We start from the raw sequence: 18,004 nt of genomic DNA on the forward strand, positions 1-18,004 counted from the left end.
AATAGTAAACGAGATTAATATTGTTTATTAATCGTTACTGTAACAGGCTGATTGATTGCAACCGCCTCACTTTCACCATACCAATCATGATCGCGAGTGGTGACATTGCCATCCGAATCCAGTCGGGCTCTGACCATCACTTCGCTTAAGCTCGACAAATTTTGCCCTTGCATCATGCTGTTACTATCATCCAACATCACTGTCCGCGGAAATGAACCGAGTGGATAACGTGCCGCTGCGACGGGCATCGGTGAACCATCAGCGCGATGCACTGAGACAATCAGCACCGCATTGGGATCCGCTTGTACATTTGGCGCAAGTTCAATGGTAACAGCAACACCGGAGGCGGCTGGTGCTCCTTCTCCCAAACGCTGTTTGGCACTTTCAATACTGCGAGAGAGCATCTCATAGCGGCTGTCTTCAGGGCCAATCATCTGTTGCATGATGCTCCAGTACTTCACTGCTGCGGCAAAATCTTGACGCTCAAAAGCATCAAACGCCAGCAAAGAGAAGACTCGCAAATCAACATAATCTTGCTGGACCAGCTCACCTAAAATAGACCGTGCATTGGCTTGATCCATTTCATCTTGTGACAACATTAGCGCTTGTGCATAACCCAGCTTGACGTCTGCGTCGTTAGGTTGGATATCGTACGCTTTTCGCATGGCATCAATCGCAGTGCCAATATCGCGGTTAGCCAACGCAATACGCCCCAACAACAACCAGCCTGTGGAATCTTGTGGCTGGTAGTGCAAACGGGTACGTAGTGCCAGAGTCAGGTCTTGCATCTCTTCATCGCTGAGTGGCTCTGCAATGGAAGACATCAGCTTTTTCGATAATTCCGGCAAGTTGGCACTGACTTGATGCCACGCATCCACCTCTTGGTATGCGCCAAATTTGATGTACAAGCCGTAACTGAGCACAATCGTAAGCAGTACAGAAGGGACAATTACCGCCGTGGAGGAAATGCGCGACTGCATTTTATCCGTCTGCGATGGAATATCGTCGAGAAGTGACTGCTTAAGATCGGCGATCAATTCTTGTTGATCGACCACCAAACCTTCTGACGTTTCTTCTTGCAGCTCAGATAAACGGTCTTTGTAGAGCGCCTTGTTCAGTTCGTCACGCAAGATGTCGTCATTGTTCTCTTTGCGCTTGATGAGCGGCAAAGCGATCATCACGCACGCTAATACACTCAGGGCAACGGTGGATAACCAAAATAGTGTCATTACTGCTTGTCTCCGTTGTTTTCATCCTGAAGTAATGCTTTTAAACGCGCTTCTTTCTCTGCGTCCCATTTTTCTTGCTCGCTAGCACTGACTGCTTTGCGCTTTCGGCTGCGCAAGATAATCAGAGAAAATCCGATGAGCAAGACCGCCAGCGGTCCAAGCCAGAGGATGGACGTCGCGGCAGTGAGCGGCGGATTGTAAGTCACAAAATTGCCATAGCGCGCCACCATATAATCGATGATTTCTTGCTTGGATTTACCTTCTTTGGTCATCTCATACACTTTATGGCGCAAATCTTGCGCTAAAGCGGCGTTCGAATCAGCGATAGTGTTGTTTTGACATTTCGGGCAGCGCAAGGTGTTACCAAGCTCTTTAAATTGCTGTTCTTGCTGCAAATTATCGAACTCGTACACTTCAATCGCGGCATAAGCAGACAAAGAGAAAGTCATGGCGGTGAATAACGCCCAAATCCACTTTTTCATTGCTTCGCCTCCTGAACTAACTGCTGGTAAAGCGGTTCAAGGGTTTCGGCCCAGTTGCGCGGATTGACATCCCCAACATGGCGATAACGAATCACCCCTTCGGCGTCAATGACAAAGGTTTCAGGAGCGCCATACACGCCGAGATCCAAGCCCAACATGCCGTTGCCATCAAACAAGCTGATGAGATAAGGATTGCCGAGATCGTTCAGCCATCCCACCGCTTTATTGCGATCATCTTTGTAGTTCATACCGATGATTTTTACCCCTTGCGAGGCGAGTTGATTGAGATACTGGTGCTCTGCGTAGCAGGTTGGACACCAAGTAGCCCAAACATTAAGCAGTAACGGCTCACCTTTAAAGATCGCTTGATCATAAAGCTTGCCCGGCTCAACCAAATCTTCCAAACGGAACTGAGGTACTGGTTTACCGATAAGTACCGACTCCAATTTGGTTGGATCATCACCGTGCTGGTTCCTTACCAACTGGGTGGCAAACGTCGCCGCGAGAATCAGAAAAATCGCCAGCGGAATAAAGAGCACTTTCTTATTCATTTACGCCTCCTGCTCTTGGTTTTTCATTGGCTCTTTGGCTCCTTTTTTCTTGCGAAAACGGTAGCGCCTGTCAGAAATCGCCAAAATACCGCCGAGTGACATGATGATAGAGCCAGCCCAGATCCAACGAACAAAAGGTTTGTAGTAGATACGCACTGCCCATGAGCGGTTATCTTCCAAACGCTCACCCATTGCAATGTATAAATCGCGCGTAATACCACGGTCGATCGCCGCCTCAGTCATCATGGATTTCGCTGTGCGGTAGAAGCGTTTTTCCGCATGCAAGGTATTGATGTAATTACCGTTGTGGCTAACTTCAAAATCGGCGATATAGCCGTCGTAGTTCGGGCCGTCTTTATCTCTTAGGCCTGAGAAGTAAAAGTCGTAGCCTTGGATTTGAAAATGCTCACCCGGTGCCAAGCGCACATCTCGCTCAATGCTGAAATTTTGTACCATGGCAATACCGATCACCGTTACCGCCAAACCGACGTGGCCCAACATCATTGCCCAGTGACTGCGTTGCAGTTTACCTACGCCTTCAACGAATGAGTGGCGATGAGTCGCGCGTTGATACAGTTCAAAAGCGTGCATTGTGATGATCCAAATGGCCATCACCCAACCAATGTACGCCATGGCATCAAAGAAGTCCGCGAGTAAATAGACACACAATGCGCCGAGACCCAGTGAAATCACCGCTGAGATCAGCATCGGTTTGTACAAAGACGAGAGCTGGTCACGCTTCCAACGAATCAGTGGGCCAATCCCCAGCAGGAAAGCAAACGGCATCATCAACCATGCGAAAAGCATATTGAAGAATGGCGCGCCAATCGAGACCGAACCCAAACCCAACTGTTTATGCACTAGCGGCAGCAAGGTGCCAACCAGCACCACCACGAGAGCGGCGATGAGCATGACGTTATTCGCAAGCAAGGCATTTTCTCGTGAAATGAGCTCAAAGTTGCCGCGAACTCGCACTGATGCGCCTTTAACGGCAAACAGTAACAGTGAGCCGCCGATGACAAACACCAAGAAACCAAGAATAAACATACCACGAGCGGGATCAGAGGCAAAAGCATGCACCGAGACCAGAACACCCGAACGGACCAAGAAGGTACCGAGCAGGCTGAGCGAAAACGCCGAAATCGCGAGTAGTACCGTCCAAGCTTTAAAAGTGCCGCGTTTTTCAGTGACCGCTAACGAGTGCATGAGTGCGGTGCCCGCCAACCAAGGCATGAACGACGCGTTTTCTACTGGATCCCAGAACCACCAGCCGCCCCAGCCAAGCTCGTAATATGCCCACCAAGAACCTAGAGCGATGCCCAACGTCAAAAATACCCAAGCCGCAGTTGTCCACGGACGAGACCAACGCGCCCAGGCGGTGTCCAATCGACCAGTCATCAGTGAGGCAATCGCAAACGAGAAGGCAACCGAAAAGCCGACATAACCCATGTAGAGCATTGGAGGATGGACGATAAGACCTGGGTCTTGCAGCAGCGGGTTAAGATCGCGGCCATCAACCGGGAAGAAAGGCAGAGTACGTAAGAATGGGTTCGATGTGACGATGATGAACAGCAAAAAGCCAACAGATATCATCCCCATGACGGCAAGTACTCGCGCGACTGATTCTTGCGGCATACCACGGCTAAAAGTGGCGACGGCAACGGTCCATGCGGCTTGGATCAAGACCCACAGCAGTAAAGAGCCCTCGTGAGCTCCCCAAACCGCTGTGAGACGATAATACCAAGGTAACTGGCTGTTTGAGTTACTCACGACGTATTGCAAGGTGAAATCGTTGGCATAAAAGCCGTACGCAAGCGCCGCGAAGGAGAAGAGCAACATCAAGAACATCGCCCAAGAAAGAGGGCGAGCGCTGTTCATCAGCATGGTGTTGTTGTTGGAAGCCCCCCACAATGGCAATGCGCTCAATAAAACGGCCATTGACAGAGAGAGGATCAGGGCAAAATGCCCAATTTCAGCAATCATTGACCACTCCCCTGTTTTTGCTCATTGGTGTACTGCAACGGTGCATGATTTTTTTCCATCGCTTCGGCAATTTCTGGCGGCATGTACTCTTCATCGTGTTTTGCCAGTACTTCGAAAGCTTCTACTGTGGTCGCATTTTTGAGCACGCCTTGAGCCACAATGCCCTGCCCCTCGCGGAACAGATCAGGGAGTATGCCCTCGTACTCAATGGTCACTTTGGGTCCAACATCGGCAAGTTCGAAGCTCACTTTCAGTGATTCAGGATCGCGACGAACCGATCCCTTCACCACCATTCCGCCAATTCGAAGCCGCTGCCCCACTTCGGGTTTAGTACCATCATCTTTGCCTTGAACGAGCTCAGTTGGCGTGTAAAACAGGTCCATATTCTGGCTCAGCGCGTACAACATCAAACCAATGGTCGCCCCAATGCCGACAAAGATGGCTAAGATAATACTCAGTCTCTTTTTACGTCTTGGATTCATAGGGTATTCTCCATATTCTTGGCGGCATCAATACGAGCCTGTCTATCAATTTTTGCTTTCACTTCGTCGAGCAAAGCACGTGTGCGACGAGCGCTGCTTACGTATAAAGCCAACATGGCCAAAAAAGTAATAGCAAATGAGCCCCACACATATGCTGCGTAGCCACCCATAGCAAAAAAATCACTCAGAGATTCAAAATACATAACTCAATACCTCACTGAGTTTTAGCCAAAGCGAGCTCTTTCACCCAAGGGCGATGACTCTCTTTACTTAAAATTTCATTGCGAAAACGCACCATAGCGACCGCACCAAAGAAGAACGCAAAACCAAAAATGTTCAGAAGTAACGGCCAAAGCATTGAAGCTGATATGGACGGTTTTGCAAATTTAGTAATCGTGGCGCCTTGATGAAGCGTGTTCCACCACTCGACTGAGAAATGGATAATCGGTAGGTTAATTACGCCAACAATCGCCAATATACCTGCTGCTTTCGCGGCGGTTTTTTGATCATCAAAAGCGTGATAAAGGGCAATTACGCCCAGGTAGAGAAACAGCAGGATCAACTCTGAAGTTAGGCGTGCATCCCAAACCCACCACGTTCCCCACATGGGTTTACCCCAAACTGCCCCCGTCACTAAAGCAATAAAGGTATACACAGCGCCAATCGGAGCCATCGCCAGCGCTGCCATATCCGCGAGACGTAATTGCCATACGATGCCAATAAACGCGGCTATCGCCATCGACATGTACACCCCCATAGACCAAATGGCCGATGGGACATGGATATAAATGATACGGAAACTATCGCCCTGTTGGTAATCTGATGGGGCAAACGCCAACCCCCAAATGCTGCCAACGAGCAACAAAATTAAGGCCAGCACAGAAAACCAAGGCAACAATTTACCACTGAGTTGGTAAACTGCCTCCGGCTTTGCATAGGGATGGAGCCATTTCCACATGTCTATTTCTCACTCTACTTCACAGGACACAAACAGCGTGTGACACACTCGCTGTGCGATCGTTATTTTTATTAGTGTAATCTTGTTGCAAAGGTGATTTGACACACCTAGTTAACGCTGACTCTCAGAGCCGCGCTTATTGCAAATGGAGTTAAGGTTGTTGCCCCCACCAGCATCGCACCCAGAATGGCCAGTTGGCCGCTATAACCCATTCCTAATGCCGCAGCATCAATCGCCGAGGTAGCAAAAATCAAAATAGGGATGTACAGCGGTAGGATCAATAAGCTCAGTAGCACACCACCTTTTTGTAACCCTACGGTTAACCCGACGCCAATCGCACCAATGAAACTTAGCGTCGGAGTGCCAACAAGCAGTGTCAACACCACCGCTAACCAGGTATTAAAATCGAGCGATAAAATAATCGCCAATACTGGGCTAATCAAAATCAGCGGCAAGCCTGTCAATACCCAATGAGATATGACCTTAGAGATCACCACAAGTTGCAATGGGATCGGCATCAGCATCATTTGCTCAAGCGAGCCATCTTGAAAATCGTCACGAAATAATCGCTCAAGCGATAACAAAGCAGAGAGCAGTGCAGCGACCCACACAATGCCTGCCGCAATTCGTGCTAATAGGTTGGGCTCTGGACCAATGCTCAATGGAAATAAGGTAATCACGATGATGAAAAACCACAGTGGATTTAACACGTCAGCTTGACGTCGAAACGCTATCAGCAATTCACGGCGGATAATGGTCGTCATGGCCGAGATCATATTAGTCACCCAACTTAATTTTTCTGAGTTTCGGGCTATCAGCAAACATGTCCTGATGTGTGGTCAGAATCACAATGCCACCATTCTCAGCGTGCTGAGCAAACAGCGCCTCAAGAACTTTCACCCCTTGCTTATCTATCGCGGTGAGTGGTTCATCCAAAATCCAAAGAATTTGTTTACTCAGCCATAAACGTGCCAGTGCAACTCTTCTTTGTTGACCGGCAGACAGTTGGGCGACAGGCACATCTTCTCGCCCTGCAAGCCCGACTTTGGCCAATGCTTGAAATATCACATCCCGAGAAGAAGATTCTTGATGAACAGATTGATAAAAACTGAGATTTTCAAGCGCGGTCAGTTCTCTTTTTACTCCGGTCTGGTGCCCGAGGAATAAGAGATCTTGATGAAACTCATCTCTGCTTTTGTCAATTCGCTCCCCTTTCCAAAGAATCTCCCCCTCTTCTTTATCACCCAGCCCCGTGACAATGCGCAGTAAAGTCGTTTTGCCAGTGCCGTTACGCCCCTCGATCTGTACCAGCTCTCCGGGTTGGATAGAAAATGTCAAGTTCTCGAAAAGAACGCGCTCATCGCGAATAGCAGTTAGATTTGATACTTCCAGCATAAGCTTCATAGCTATATAAAATGAGCGGGTATATTAGCACATCTGTTCCGAGACAAGACAGGATAACAGGGCGTTCAAATTTGTAACTTCGTGAGAAATTGTTAACTGCTATCACAATTATTTAAATCTACGTCTAAAGGGGGATAGAATGGTTGAACCTTGTACCAAGTGTTTCATGCAAAAGCAAAAAAGAAGCCGGAGCTTCTTTTTTGTTTGACTGATTTCACGTTTATCGGCGTCCTTTGGGACGTTGAGATCGCGATGGCTCAAATTCATTAGGATGACCACTCAACGGCGGGACTTTCTCTTTACCCGCAATTTTCTTTTGCAGTGACAGCATCAGCTCCGCTTCGGCTTTGGGTAGCTCACACTCTTCAATCAGTTCGTTAATATCCGCACCGAGTTGGACCATCTTACTAGCTCTCGTGTAGAGACGACCATCAGTATCCGCCTGCTCTAACTCCACAATGCGATCGTTAAGATGCTGAATAATATCTTGCTGTTCAGTCACTCTCTGCCCCAATCCGACAACGACGGAGCGCACTTCAAGTAGCTGTTTATTCGCTTTTTGTAACTCTTTTTCAACGCTGCGTAATTGCAAACGCTGGTGATCTTGCTGCTTCTGCAATGCACTCTTCGTGCGCCACTGCATGGATAACAAAAGCAGCACCACCAACATGGCACCACCAATCCACACAGCGGGGCTTTGGAAAAACGCTTCTACCATTACAGATGAGCCATCTCATCCCATTCTTCGTCAGTCAGGAGTTTGTTCAAGTCAACCAAGATCAACAGCTTGCCGTCGCGGTTGCTGACACCTTGAATAAACTTAGCACTCTCATCGGTGCCCACTGAAGGCGTTGAATCGATTTCAGAAGAACGTAGGTAAACCACTTCAGCCACACTGTCCACCAAAATACCAATCACTTGGTGTTCAGACTCAATCACAATGATACGTGTGTTATCAGTAACTTCACCTTCCATCAAACCAAAACGTGCACGCGTATCGATAACGGTGACGACATTACCACGTAGGTTGATAATACCTAGCACATAATCAGGGGCGCCAGGAACTGGAGCGATTTCAGTGTAGCGAAGTACTTCACGTACCTGCATTACGTTGATGCCGTAAGTTTCTTCTTCCAGCTGGAACGTCACCCACTGAAGTACTTCATCACTTGTTTTATCTTTTTTCACTTCTACTTCGTTAGAATGAGACATAGGTAATCCTCGTTAATGTCGTTCCCGACTTCTCAAATGCTTAATTTAGTGATTTTACATCTAGTCCGGCATTTAGCATGGAAATTAATGCTTCTACATGAATTAAAGCACACATTTTTTCTTTCACCATCCCGGCAAGCCACGGACGTTTGCCCGATTGCTCGCGCCAACGCACCTTTTGCGGGTAAAGCAATTCGGTCCCTAAAAGCTTACTGCTGGCAAGCCCCCACATGCTCGACCCCAGCATAACGATGTACTGATAGTGGGTTTTATACTCGTCATCTTTCAGTTTATCTGGCATCACCCACTTTGCGGTATCGACCACATCTAACTGCTGATCGCGGTTCGTCTGTAGACCAAGATACCAGCCTGGACGACCAATCAAGTGATTTAATGTAGTCATCTGATGGATACCGCCAAGCTCATCTAACGGCACAGCGAATGTAACACTATTGACTTCAAAATAGAGCACTTGAAACGCTTCTGAGCGTTCAGTTGAGGTCCACTCACGCTTCCCTGCACCAGAAGTTTGGGTCTTTGGCTCCGGCTCTGCCTCTATATGAGTTTCTATTTTTGCTTCAAGCTCGACCTGTTCTTGTACAATCGTCTCAGGTTCTATCTCCTCGATAATAGGTTGGGCGATTAAAGATTGCGAAAGGGTCCAATCTTGGATCTCTTCAACCTCGTCAGCAATATCCCACTCTTGAATTTCTTCAACCAAGTCGGCTTGCGAAACAAAAACCTCTTGTTCTAAAGGTTTAGCTGCGTCTTCTTTCAGACTGGCTATTTGCGCAGTATTTTGCTCGAGTAGCTCATCAATACCCAATTCATCAACCACATTGGTTGATTCCAATTGACTTAGAAGACGCTGAACATCCTCAAGGTTAGGCGCTTCAAGTTCTTTAACCTCGATTTCCGCGTAACTGTATGATTCCGGCTCTGAATACCGTAACTTCAACTCCGGCTCATGCTCTGACGTCTGCCAAGTAATCACTGAACTCGGCTCAGACACAATCAGCTCAAGTTCCTGCTCTTCAGACAGTAAAGCACTAAAATAATCATCTAGTGCTTGTTCACTCGATAACACCGCTGCTTTACTGCTCATCAATCGCTAACCTCTCTAAATAGATTAGCAACTGCTTATAAGCAAACACTCCTCGACTGCCATCTGCAAAGTGCGAAGCTGGGAGGCGTTTTAAACTTGCGTCTCTAAATTTGGTGTCAATTGGCACCGCCGACGTCCAAACCTTATCGGGATAGTCTTCTTTTAGTTGGGTTAAAGTTTGCAAAGAAGCCTTAGTCCGCTTGTCATACATGGTCGGAACTATCGTCACTTTAAACGGATCTCGACGAGATTTTTGCATAATGGTCAGCGTCCGGATCATGCGTTCTAGCCCCTTCATGGCAAGAAACTCCGTTTGAACCGGGATCAGAATACGATCACTCGCCGCTAATGCATTGACCATCATCACGCCAAGGATCGGTGGACAATCAATCAGTACATAGTCATATTCTTTCGACAACGCTATCAAGGCTCGTTTGAGAATCAACCCCATTCCACTGCGGTTACCCATCACACGGTCTAGAGTCGCTAAAGACATGTGCGCTGGAATTATGTCGATACCTTCGATATCGGTTTTCATCACTAGAGGTTTCACACTCTCGCGATTAAATTCTTTGAGCTGGAATAAATCAAAAAGACTGCTTGACACTCCATCAGGATCAAACCCCAGATAAGTGGTCAAAGAGGCATGGGGATCCGTGTCAACTAACAACACGCTATGCCCTTTCTTACTCAGCAAGCCAGCTAAAGTCACTGTGGTGGTCGTTTTTCCGACGCCGCCTTTTTGGTTCGCTACACTCCAGACAATCATACCTTTCCTTATGCCAGCCCAACTTCAACCAGCATACGCTCGGCAATGCGATCCAAAGGCAAGTCTTCGCTAGAGATTCCTGCTTTTGCCACCGCCTGAGGCATACCGTAGACCACGCAGCTCTCTTCGTCTTGAGCCCAAATTGTTGAGCCTGCAGATTTAAGCATGCGTGCACCTTCACGTCCGTCAGCGCCCATGCCAGTCAGCACCATAGAAAGGACTTTGTCCGCGTAGATCTTTGCCGCAGAGCCAAAGGTCACATCCACACATGGCTTATAGTTCATTCGTTCGCCACCATCGATAATTCTCAAGCGCGCAGCGCCAGGCCGACCATCAATCATCATCTGCTTACCACCAGGCGCCAGGTAAGCCACACCCGCTTGTAACACATCGCCATCTTCCGCTTCCTTCACTTGGATTTTACACAGCGAATTTAAACGGCTTGCAAAGGCAGCAGTGAACGTTGCAGGCATGTGTTGGATCAAGACAATAGGATGCGGGTAATTAGCCGGCAATTTGGTGAGAATTTTTTGTAATGCGACCGGACCACCAGTAGAAGTACCAATCGCAGTGAGCTGATATTTTTTCCCAGAAGCACGAAATTTTGTTGTCACTGGCGCTCGAGTTGGTGCTGGAGCGGCTACATCACGGCGCAACCCAAAACTGCCACGCGTGGAGCTTGCAGGCGAAGCAGGTGTTGTTCGTTCAATAGGTTGAGCTACCGGGCGTCGCATAAATGCACGCTTTGAGGCAATCTGCAGAACACGCTGCTGCAACAATGACACCGCTTCGTCACGGTTACGGGCGATGTCTTCAAATTTTTTCGGTAGAAAATCCAAAGCACCAGCATCAAGTGCATCCAGAGTGGCTTTGGCACCGTCATGAGTCAAAGAAGAAAACATTAGAATCGGCGTCGGGACCGACGCCATAATTTCACGAACAGCCGAAATTCCATCCATCACGGGCATTTCGATGTCCATCGTAATGACGTCTGGTTTGAGGCGTTGGGCTTTCTCAACCGCCTCTTTCCCGTTGACTGCGACGTCAATCACCTCTAGGCGCGATTCTGCATTGATGATTTCACTGACGCGTCGTCTGAAAAAGCTTGAATCATCAACTACTAATACTTTAATCGCCATTTGAATCCTTATAAAAATCGTGGCTCAAATTATATCCGCGACGCGGCTGCATACTGTTTGAGCAGATCCGGCACATCCAGAATCAGAGCTATGTGGCCATCACTAGTAATGGTTGCACCCGCCATTCCCGGCGTACCTTGCAGCAAGTTATCCAGCGGCTTAATAACCACTTCTTCTTGACCAATTAAGGTATCGACGACAAAACCAACACGCTGACTGCCAATTTGCACGATAACCACGTGACCATGCCCTTTGCGCAGTTGGATCTTACCCGCTTTGGGCGCAAGCCAATTTTGCAAGTAGAACAGCGGAATAGACTTGTCGCGCACAATGATGGTCAATTGTCCATCAACAATGTTTGTTCGGCTAAGGTCAAGATGGAAGATCTCATTCACAGACGCCAGTGGCAATGCAAATGGGTGCCCGGCCACTCCTACCATTAAGGTCGGCAGAATAGCCAGAGTCAAAGGAACCTTGATGGTGATCTTCGTCCCTTTGCCCATTTCAGAATCAATATCAATCGAACCGTTTAACGTATTGATTGCCGTTTTCACCACATCCATACCGACGCCGCGCCCGGAGATGTCAGAAATTTTCTCTTTACTAGAGAAACCTGGCGCAAAAATGAGGTTAAAACACTCTTTATTTGATAAGCGTGCTGCAGCATCTTCGTCCATCATGCCACGTTTGACCGCAATAGCACGTAGCTTATCTGGATCCATACCACCGCCGTCATCGACAATCGCTAGCTCAATGTGATCCCCTTCCTGGGATGCAGAGAGAATGACTTTACCCGTACGAGATTTACCCGCTTTGACTCGGTCTTCAGGCATTTCGATGCCATGGTCTACAGAGTTACGCACTAAGTGGATCAATGGATCAGCTAGGGCTTCAACCAAGTTCTTATCTAGATCCGTTTCTTCGCCGCGCATTTCCAGTACGATGTCTTTTTGCAGACTACGAGCAAGATCTCGAACAACGCGAGGGAAGCGACCAAACACCTTTTTAATCGGCTGCATGCGCGTTTTCATAACCGCGCCTTGCAGATCGGCGGTCACAACATCAAGGTTAGCAACGGCTTTGGCCATCTCTTCATCGTTGCTATTTAATCCAAGACTGAGTAAACGGTTACGCACTAAAACAAGTTCACCAACCATATTCATAATGGTATCGAGTGTCGAGGTATCAACACGAACCGTCGCCTCTGCTTGTGTCTTTTTCGCTGCAGCGACGGCGGGTGCTTTTGCATCTTGAGTTGCTGGTGGAGCAGGAGGCGCTGCTTTTGCGACTGCGGGTGCGACTTTAGGCGTTGCTTGCGGTGCTGGTTTTACAGCCGGTTTCTCCACAGGTTTAGGCGTTTCTTTAACGTTTGCTGAAGCAGGCTTCGTTGCCATTTCCAGTTCTTCAATAGAAGGGCCTTTACCTGTACCGTGCAATTCGTCGAGCAGTTTCTCAAATTCTTCATCTGTCATCAAATCACTGTCTGCAGCCGCGACCGATTTGGTGGGGGTTGCAGGCGCAGCAGGTGACACTGATTTAAAGTCTGACGAGGAAGGGCTCTTACCTGCTCCGTGTAATTCGTCTAGAAGTTTTTCAAACTCGTCGTCGGTAATGTCACCATTATCAACAACTGGAGTTGCAACCGATTTAGCAGCAGGCACCACCACAGTATCTGCATTCTTACCTGGCGCTGAACCTTTGCCATGCAGTTCATCAAGCAATTTTTCAAATTCATCTTGAGTGATTTCATCGACAGAGGAAGCACTGACAGCAGTTGGTGCCGTTTCTTCTAGCACTGGCTCTTCGATGATAGACTCTGGTTCAAATTCTGGTTCCGGCTCAGCGACTTCTATCGTTTCTTCAGCAACTTCGTCTTCAGATTCAGGTCGGCAAAGATGATGAAGCTCGTCCAACAACATCGGATCAGCGGCCTGTAAAGGCTCGTGATCTTGAACTGCCTTGAACTGGGTATTCACGGTATCCAGAGCACGTAGCATGGTATCCATCAGTGCAGGCGTAACAGAACGCTGTCCATTACGCAGCACATCGAAGACGTTTTCTGCGCCGTGACAGGTATCAACGAGTTCAGCGAGTGATAGAAAGCCAGCACCACCTTTAACAGTATGGAATCCACGGAAAATAGCGTTAAGAAGATCCCTGTCTTCTGGATTATTTTCCAATTCTACTAACTGCTCAGAAAGCAGTTCCAGAATTTCCCCGGCTTCAATTAAGAAGTCTTGTAGGATATCTTCGTCTAAATCGTAGCTCATACGTTACCTTTAAAATCCGAGACTGGATAACAAATCATCGACTTCATCTTGCGACGCAACCGCATCCTCACGAAGTTCTGGGTGCAAAATCGGCCCTTCGGGCTCGCTTCCACTTTTTTCTTTGTTGGCACTTGGGGTGGTGTCTAAAACATTTTCTTTTAATGGTTTATTTGCGGCGAAGACGGTTAATATTTCGACTAATCGCCCTTCCACTTCATTAACCAAAGCAATGACTCTACGGATTATCTGTCCTGTGAGGTCCTGAAAATCCTGGGCCATTAATATTTCTGTTAATTGACTTCTCAGCTCAGTGCTGTCCCCTTCAACCTGAACCAATAACTCGTCAATACGATGACAAAGGGCCTTGAACTCACTCAGTTCGATGCGACCACGCATTAACTCGTTCCACTGTGGCCTGACCTGCAACAAACACTGATGCAAGTTGTCCGCAATCGGTAGACAATGCTCGACAGCGTCCATGGTTTTATTGGCGGCAACTTCCGTTTTATCAATGACGTATTGAAGGCGATCCCTCGCATCAGGGATTTCATCTTGAGTGATTTCCGTCATTCGCTGATCAAACGCGAAGTTTTTCAGTGAATCATGTAGATCTCTAGTCAACACGCCAATTTCCTGCAGCATAAGGTTTCCCTTATCTTCGTAAATTGAAGCGACCAAAGCATCTGCCTGTGCCTGTTCACCGTTTTCCAGCAATTCAACTAGAGACTTTGCTTGCTCTAATGAGATCATTCTGAATAGACCCTTTTCGTTTTATGCTCCGTAAGCATGCTGCGCTGATGAGCCGCTAAGATCGAATTTGAATTTTTCTTAGGTTATAGCAGCTCTGACGAAGTTATCTTCAAACGAGTCTTATAAACGTTCGAATATTTTATCTAATTTTTCTTTCAGGGTTGCAGCAGTGAACGGTTTAACGATATAGCCATTTACTCCAGCTTGGGCGGCTTCAATGATCTGCTCACGCTTCGCTTCTGCAGTAATCATCAATACTGGCAGGTGTTTAAGCTCCTCATCGGCACGAATATTTTTCAGTAGATCGATACCCTGCATGCCAGGCATATTCCAATCCGTCACGACGAAATCGAAATCACCTTTTTTCAGCATAGGTAACGCTGTCAAACCATCGTCCGCCTCTTGGGTGTTGTTAAAACCCAAATCACGAAGCAGGTTCTTTACAATACGGCGCATTGTTGAGAAATCATCAACAATAAGGATCTTCATGTTTTTATTCAAAATTGCCTCCACTGAATTTCACAATCAGTGTCTTTAGTCATGTTGTGTCCAAGCACTAAGTTTAGTACGAAGACGTTGCATGGATTGGCTCAATATCTGACTGACACGTGACTCGCTAACACTCAGAATTTCCCCAATTTCTTTTAAGTTTAGCTCTTCATCATAATAGAGCGAAAGTACCAAAGCTTCACGCTCTGGAAGCTGTTTTATTGATTCAACCAATGCTTTTCTGAAATATTCGTCAGCAACGCCTTTGAATGGGGTGTTATCTTCTGAATCTTCGACTGAGGTGATGACGTCATCTGAAACGCCTAAATCCTCAATACCAATCAGACGGGAGCAATTTATATCCGTCAGCGCTGCGTGGTATTGCTCCATGGTTAATCCCATGTGAGCAGCCACTTCTGCATCGTTTGGATCACGATTGAGAATCCCTTCCAATTCTGCAATCGCCTGACTGATTTCTCGGTTGTTTTTATGAACCGAACGCGGAACCCAATCACCACGCCTGATATCATCAAGCATGGCACCGCGAATACGGATTCCTGCGTAAGTTTCAAAACTGGCGCCTTTTGAAGCATCGTAATTTTGCTGTGCTTCAATCAACCCTATCATGCCCGCTTGAATTAGATCTTCCACTTGTACACTGGGTGGCAGTCGACCTAACAGGTGGTGCGCAATGCGTTTGACCAACACGGAATACCGCTCGATAAACAGCTTTTGGCTGTTTACATTGGCGTGTTGATCATAGGTTAGCGCTTTATTCACCAAACGGTTCCTCTAAAAATTCATTGCGGCTTAGCAATCGCTCGACAAAAAACTCAAGATGCCCACTTGGGGCCTTCGGTATCGGCCAGGTCAAAGCTTTGTTTGCCAATGAACTGATCGCCAGCGCAGCCGGAGAACGCGGGAAGGCGTCAACGACTATCTTTTGCTTTTTAACCGCTTGTCGAACTTTATCATCTAATGGAATACATGCTACGAGTTCGAGGCTCACATTCAAGAATCGCTCTGTGACCAAAGTCAATTTTGCAAACAATTCTCGCCCTTCACGGTAGCTTCTGACCATATTTGCAACAATCTTGAAGCGTTGCACCTGATGTTCCTTGCTTAACAACTTAATTAAAGCATAAGCATCGGTAATTGACGTAGGTTCATCACAAACGACAACCAAAACATCCTGCGCAGCGCGCGAAAAGCTGATCACCATGTCTGAAATGCCTGCTGCGGTGTCAATCAGCAGCACGTCCATTTCGTCTTCCAAACTACCAAAGGCACGGATTAAGCCAACGTGCTGAGCGTGTGAAAGCTCAGTCATGCTTTGTGTTCCGGAAGTCGCGGGTATTATTCTAATACCATACGGTCCTTCAACAATAGCATCTTTTAATTCACACTCACCAGCTAAGACATGCCCTAAGTTGCGTTTTGAACGAATTCCGAGCATAACGTCAACATTTGCTAAGCCAAGGTCGGCATCAAGTACCATGACTTTTTTACCTTGACGTGCCATGGCTATCGCCAATCCAAGGGTAACGTTCGATTTACCCACACCACCTTTACCACCAGTCACCGCGATCACTTTAGTGAGTGAAGGTTTTGTTAAGCGACGGAGGCCGCTTGCTTGATCGTGTATCATATTCTCAGTCATAATTGTCCGCCGCCTAGAATCCTTCGTTGTCACTATTCCAGTAGTGAGGTTCATTCTCTGTCGACTTCTCAAGCAGTTCATTCGCTTTCGCGATCATGTATTTCGGTTGTGCAATCACGATGTCTTCAGGAACTCTTTGTCCGTTGGCGATATAAGCCACGGGTAAAGCGTTTTGAATTACAACGCTGATAAACTCCCCCAAGCTCAACGATTCGTCGAGCTTAGTCAGGATGCAACCTGATAAAGGAATTCGTCGGAAATGTTCTATAGTTTCCTGAAGGACTCTGCGTTGCGCCGTCGCAGGAAGGACAAGGTAGCTATGGATTACTTCGCCGCTTTCTTGCATTAACGTGTCTAACTGTTCGGACAAACGTACATCACGCTGACCCATACCGGCGGTATCAACCAAAATGAGTTTTCTATTTCTCAATTGGTAGATTACATCGGCTAACTCTTTAGAATCTTTAGCAACTTTTACTGGGCAGCCCATAATTCTGCCGTAAATGGAGAGTTGCTCATGTGCACCTATTCGATAGGTATCTGTGGTCACCAAGGCAACATTATTCGCCCCGTACTCCATCGCCGCACGAGCAGCGAGTTTGGCTATGGTGGTGGTTTTCCCGACCCCTGTAGGGCCAAGCAGGGCAACAACGCCACCTCGCTTAAGGATATCTTGCTTGGTGATCGCAATTTGGTCTGAAACCAGGGCCAATAGTGCTTTCCAAGCGCGCGCGGGTTTGGTGTCCTCGGGAATGTAGCAAGCCATTTGATCTGCCAATTCCGCTGACACACCCATGCGTTCAAGGCGTTTTATCAGCATGGCGCGAAGCGGTTCTCGACGCTCCACTTCTTGCCAAAGAAGGCCAGAGACTTGATGTTCAAGCAGACGGCGAATCGAGGTCATCTCTTCACGCATGTTCTCCAACTCGTTGGCCGATTCATCGCTTTCCTGAGGAAGCTGACGGCGATCATAACGGGTTGGATCAAGACGCGGTTGTGGCTTATCAATACGTCGGTCTTCGGCGATCAACTTAGCGAGCGGCGAGTTTTCACGCACCCTCACTGAGTTATGTTGATCATCACGGTGTTTGGATTGACGTTGCAGCAGGGCTGATAATGAATCTTCGTTTTCGCGTTTGCGTTGTGGCTCATCACTCTGTTGGTTGTACTGCTTCAGCATGTTGGCGAAACGTTTGGTCATTGAACTGTTGTCGCTCTTTGCCGCGCTTTCACTACGCAAACTGACGCGATCATCTTCAACCGCACGAGCGGTCAGACGCCCAGCAGAGCTACTTGAAAACTGCCCGGACTCTTGTACCGAGCTTGCTGTCTGTCTGCGGCTTGACGTAGCAGCAAAAGTCGAAGACGCACTGTCCCCGTCAATGGCCGCAACGATCTCCACCCCTCCGGCCACTTTTTTATTGGACATGATCACCGCGTCCGCTCCGAGCTCTTCTTTCACTTGAAGGAGCGCCGTTCTCATGTCTTTGGCAAAAAATCGTTTTATTTTCAAACCATTCG

The 18,004-nt window shown here is 47.7% G+C and carries 20 protein-coding genes; all 20 read right to left on the reverse strand.

Annotated elements, in window-relative coordinates; all coding sequences use genetic code 11:
- Nucleotides 1–14: 14 nt before the first annotated feature.
- Nucleotides 15–1,229 (reverse strand): c-type cytochrome biogenesis protein CcmI, encoded by a 1,215-nt coding sequence (ccmI, locus tag I3X05_RS11925; RefSeq protein ID WP_193157783.1) that lies wholly within the window; start codon nucleotides 1,227–1,229, stop codon nucleotides 15–17.
- On the reverse strand, nucleotides 1,229–1,711 hold the full coding sequence (locus I3X05_RS11930; RefSeq protein ID WP_045570514.1) for a cytochrome c-type biogenesis protein: 483 nt from the start codon (nucleotides 1,709–1,711) through the stop codon (nucleotides 1,229–1,231). Before I3X05_RS11930 ends, ccmI begins: the two co-directional genes overlap by 1 nt.
- Nucleotides 1,708–2,262, reverse strand: a complete 555-nt coding sequence (locus I3X05_RS11935) for a DsbE family thiol:disulfide interchange protein (RefSeq protein ID WP_045570513.1) — start codon at nucleotides 2,260–2,262, stop codon at nucleotides 1,708–1,710. Before I3X05_RS11935 ends, I3X05_RS11930 begins: the two co-directional genes overlap by 4 nt.
- Nucleotides 2,263–4,245, reverse strand: coding sequence for a heme lyase CcmF/NrfE family subunit (locus tag I3X05_RS11940; protein ID WP_337970744.1), 1,983 nt, complete (start codon nucleotides 4,243–4,245; stop codon nucleotides 2,263–2,265). It lies immediately after the preceding gene.
- Complete coding sequence (gene ccmE, locus I3X05_RS11945; RefSeq protein WP_045570511.1) at nucleotides 4,242–4,727, reverse strand: cytochrome c maturation protein CcmE; 486 nt, start codon at nucleotides 4,725–4,727, stop codon at nucleotides 4,242–4,244. Before ccmE ends, I3X05_RS11940 begins: the two co-directional genes overlap by 4 nt.
- On the reverse strand, nucleotides 4,724–4,930 hold the full coding sequence (gene ccmD / locus I3X05_RS11950; protein WP_045570510.1) for a heme exporter protein CcmD: 207 nt from the start codon (nucleotides 4,928–4,930) through the stop codon (nucleotides 4,724–4,726). The genes ccmE and ccmD overlap by 4 nt, the downstream gene beginning before the upstream one ends.
- Nucleotides 4,931–4,941: 11 nt before the next feature.
- Nucleotides 4,942–5,685: a heme ABC transporter permease gene (locus tag I3X05_RS11955; RefSeq protein ID WP_202933425.1), complete on the reverse strand. Its 744-nt coding sequence runs from the start codon at nucleotides 5,683–5,685 to the stop codon at nucleotides 4,942–4,944.
- Nucleotides 5,686–5,792: 107 nt separating this feature from the next.
- On the reverse strand, nucleotides 5,793–6,461 hold the full coding sequence (ccmB, locus tag I3X05_RS11960; protein WP_039430139.1) for a heme exporter protein CcmB: 669 nt from the start codon (nucleotides 6,459–6,461) through the stop codon (nucleotides 5,793–5,795).
- 1 nt (nucleotide 6,462) lies between these two features.
- Nucleotides 6,463–7,080: a cytochrome c biogenesis heme-transporting ATPase CcmA gene (gene ccmA / locus I3X05_RS11965; protein WP_193187036.1), complete on the reverse strand. Its 618-nt coding sequence runs from the start codon at nucleotides 7,078–7,080 to the stop codon at nucleotides 6,463–6,465.
- Between the two features lie 229 nt (nucleotides 7,081–7,309).
- Entirely contained in the window at nucleotides 7,310–7,807 is a 498-nt protein-coding gene (locus I3X05_RS11970; RefSeq protein ID WP_045570507.1) for a DUF2802 domain-containing protein, read from the reverse strand.
- Entirely contained in the window at nucleotides 7,807–8,301 is a 495-nt protein-coding gene (locus I3X05_RS11975; RefSeq protein WP_039430144.1) for a chemotaxis protein CheW, read from the reverse strand. The genes I3X05_RS11970 and I3X05_RS11975 overlap by 1 nt, the downstream gene beginning before the upstream one ends.
- Nucleotides 8,302–8,341: 40 nt before the next feature.
- Nucleotides 8,342–9,406, reverse strand: a complete 1,065-nt coding sequence (locus tag I3X05_RS11980) for a chemotaxis protein CheW (RefSeq protein WP_045570506.1) — start codon at nucleotides 9,404–9,406, stop codon at nucleotides 8,342–8,344.
- The gene (locus tag I3X05_RS11985; RefSeq protein ID WP_045570505.1) at nucleotides 9,396–10,175 is read right to left on the reverse strand and encodes a ParA family protein; all 780 of its coding nucleotides are present in this window, start codon (nucleotides 10,173–10,175) and stop codon (nucleotides 9,396–9,398) included. Before I3X05_RS11985 ends, I3X05_RS11980 begins: the two co-directional genes overlap by 11 nt.
- Nucleotides 10,176–10,183: 8 nt before the next feature.
- A complete protein-coding gene (locus I3X05_RS11990; RefSeq protein WP_045570504.1) occupies nucleotides 10,184–11,314 on the reverse strand; it encodes a protein-glutamate methylesterase/protein-glutamine glutaminase in 1,131 nt (376 codons plus the stop codon).
- A 29-nt stretch (nucleotides 11,315–11,343) separates the two neighbouring features.
- The gene (locus tag I3X05_RS11995; protein ID WP_045570503.1) at nucleotides 11,344–13,584 is read right to left on the reverse strand and encodes a chemotaxis protein CheA; all 2,241 of its coding nucleotides are present in this window, start codon (nucleotides 13,582–13,584) and stop codon (nucleotides 11,344–11,346) included.
- Nucleotides 13,585–13,593: 9 nt separating this feature from the next.
- On the reverse strand, nucleotides 13,594–14,334 hold the full coding sequence (locus I3X05_RS12000; RefSeq protein ID WP_045570502.1) for a protein phosphatase CheZ: 741 nt from the start codon (nucleotides 14,332–14,334) through the stop codon (nucleotides 13,594–13,596).
- Nucleotides 14,335–14,454: 120 nt separating this feature from the next.
- The gene (cheY, locus tag I3X05_RS12005; RefSeq protein WP_000697869.1) at nucleotides 14,455–14,823 is read right to left on the reverse strand and encodes a chemotaxis response regulator CheY; all 369 of its coding nucleotides are present in this window, start codon (nucleotides 14,821–14,823) and stop codon (nucleotides 14,455–14,457) included.
- Between the two features lie 45 nt (nucleotides 14,824–14,868).
- Complete coding sequence (locus tag I3X05_RS12010; protein ID WP_045570501.1) at nucleotides 14,869–15,603, reverse strand: RNA polymerase sigma factor FliA; 735 nt, start codon at nucleotides 15,601–15,603, stop codon at nucleotides 14,869–14,871.
- Nucleotides 15,596–16,483 (reverse strand): MinD/ParA family protein, encoded by an 888-nt coding sequence (locus I3X05_RS12015; protein ID WP_045570500.1) that lies wholly within the window; start codon nucleotides 16,481–16,483, stop codon nucleotides 15,596–15,598. The genes I3X05_RS12010 and I3X05_RS12015 overlap by 8 nt, the downstream gene beginning before the upstream one ends.
- 13 nt (nucleotides 16,484–16,496) lie before the next feature.
- The gene (gene flhF / locus I3X05_RS12020) at nucleotides 16,497–17,996 is read right to left on the reverse strand and encodes a flagellar biosynthesis protein FlhF (protein WP_045570499.1); all 1,500 of its coding nucleotides are present in this window, start codon (nucleotides 17,994–17,996) and stop codon (nucleotides 16,497–16,499) included.
- Nucleotides 17,997–18,004: the final 8 nt, after the last annotated feature.

The organism is Vibrio navarrensis, from assembly GCF_015767675.1.
Taxonomy (GTDB): Bacteria; Pseudomonadota; Gammaproteobacteria; order Enterobacterales; family Vibrionaceae; genus Vibrio.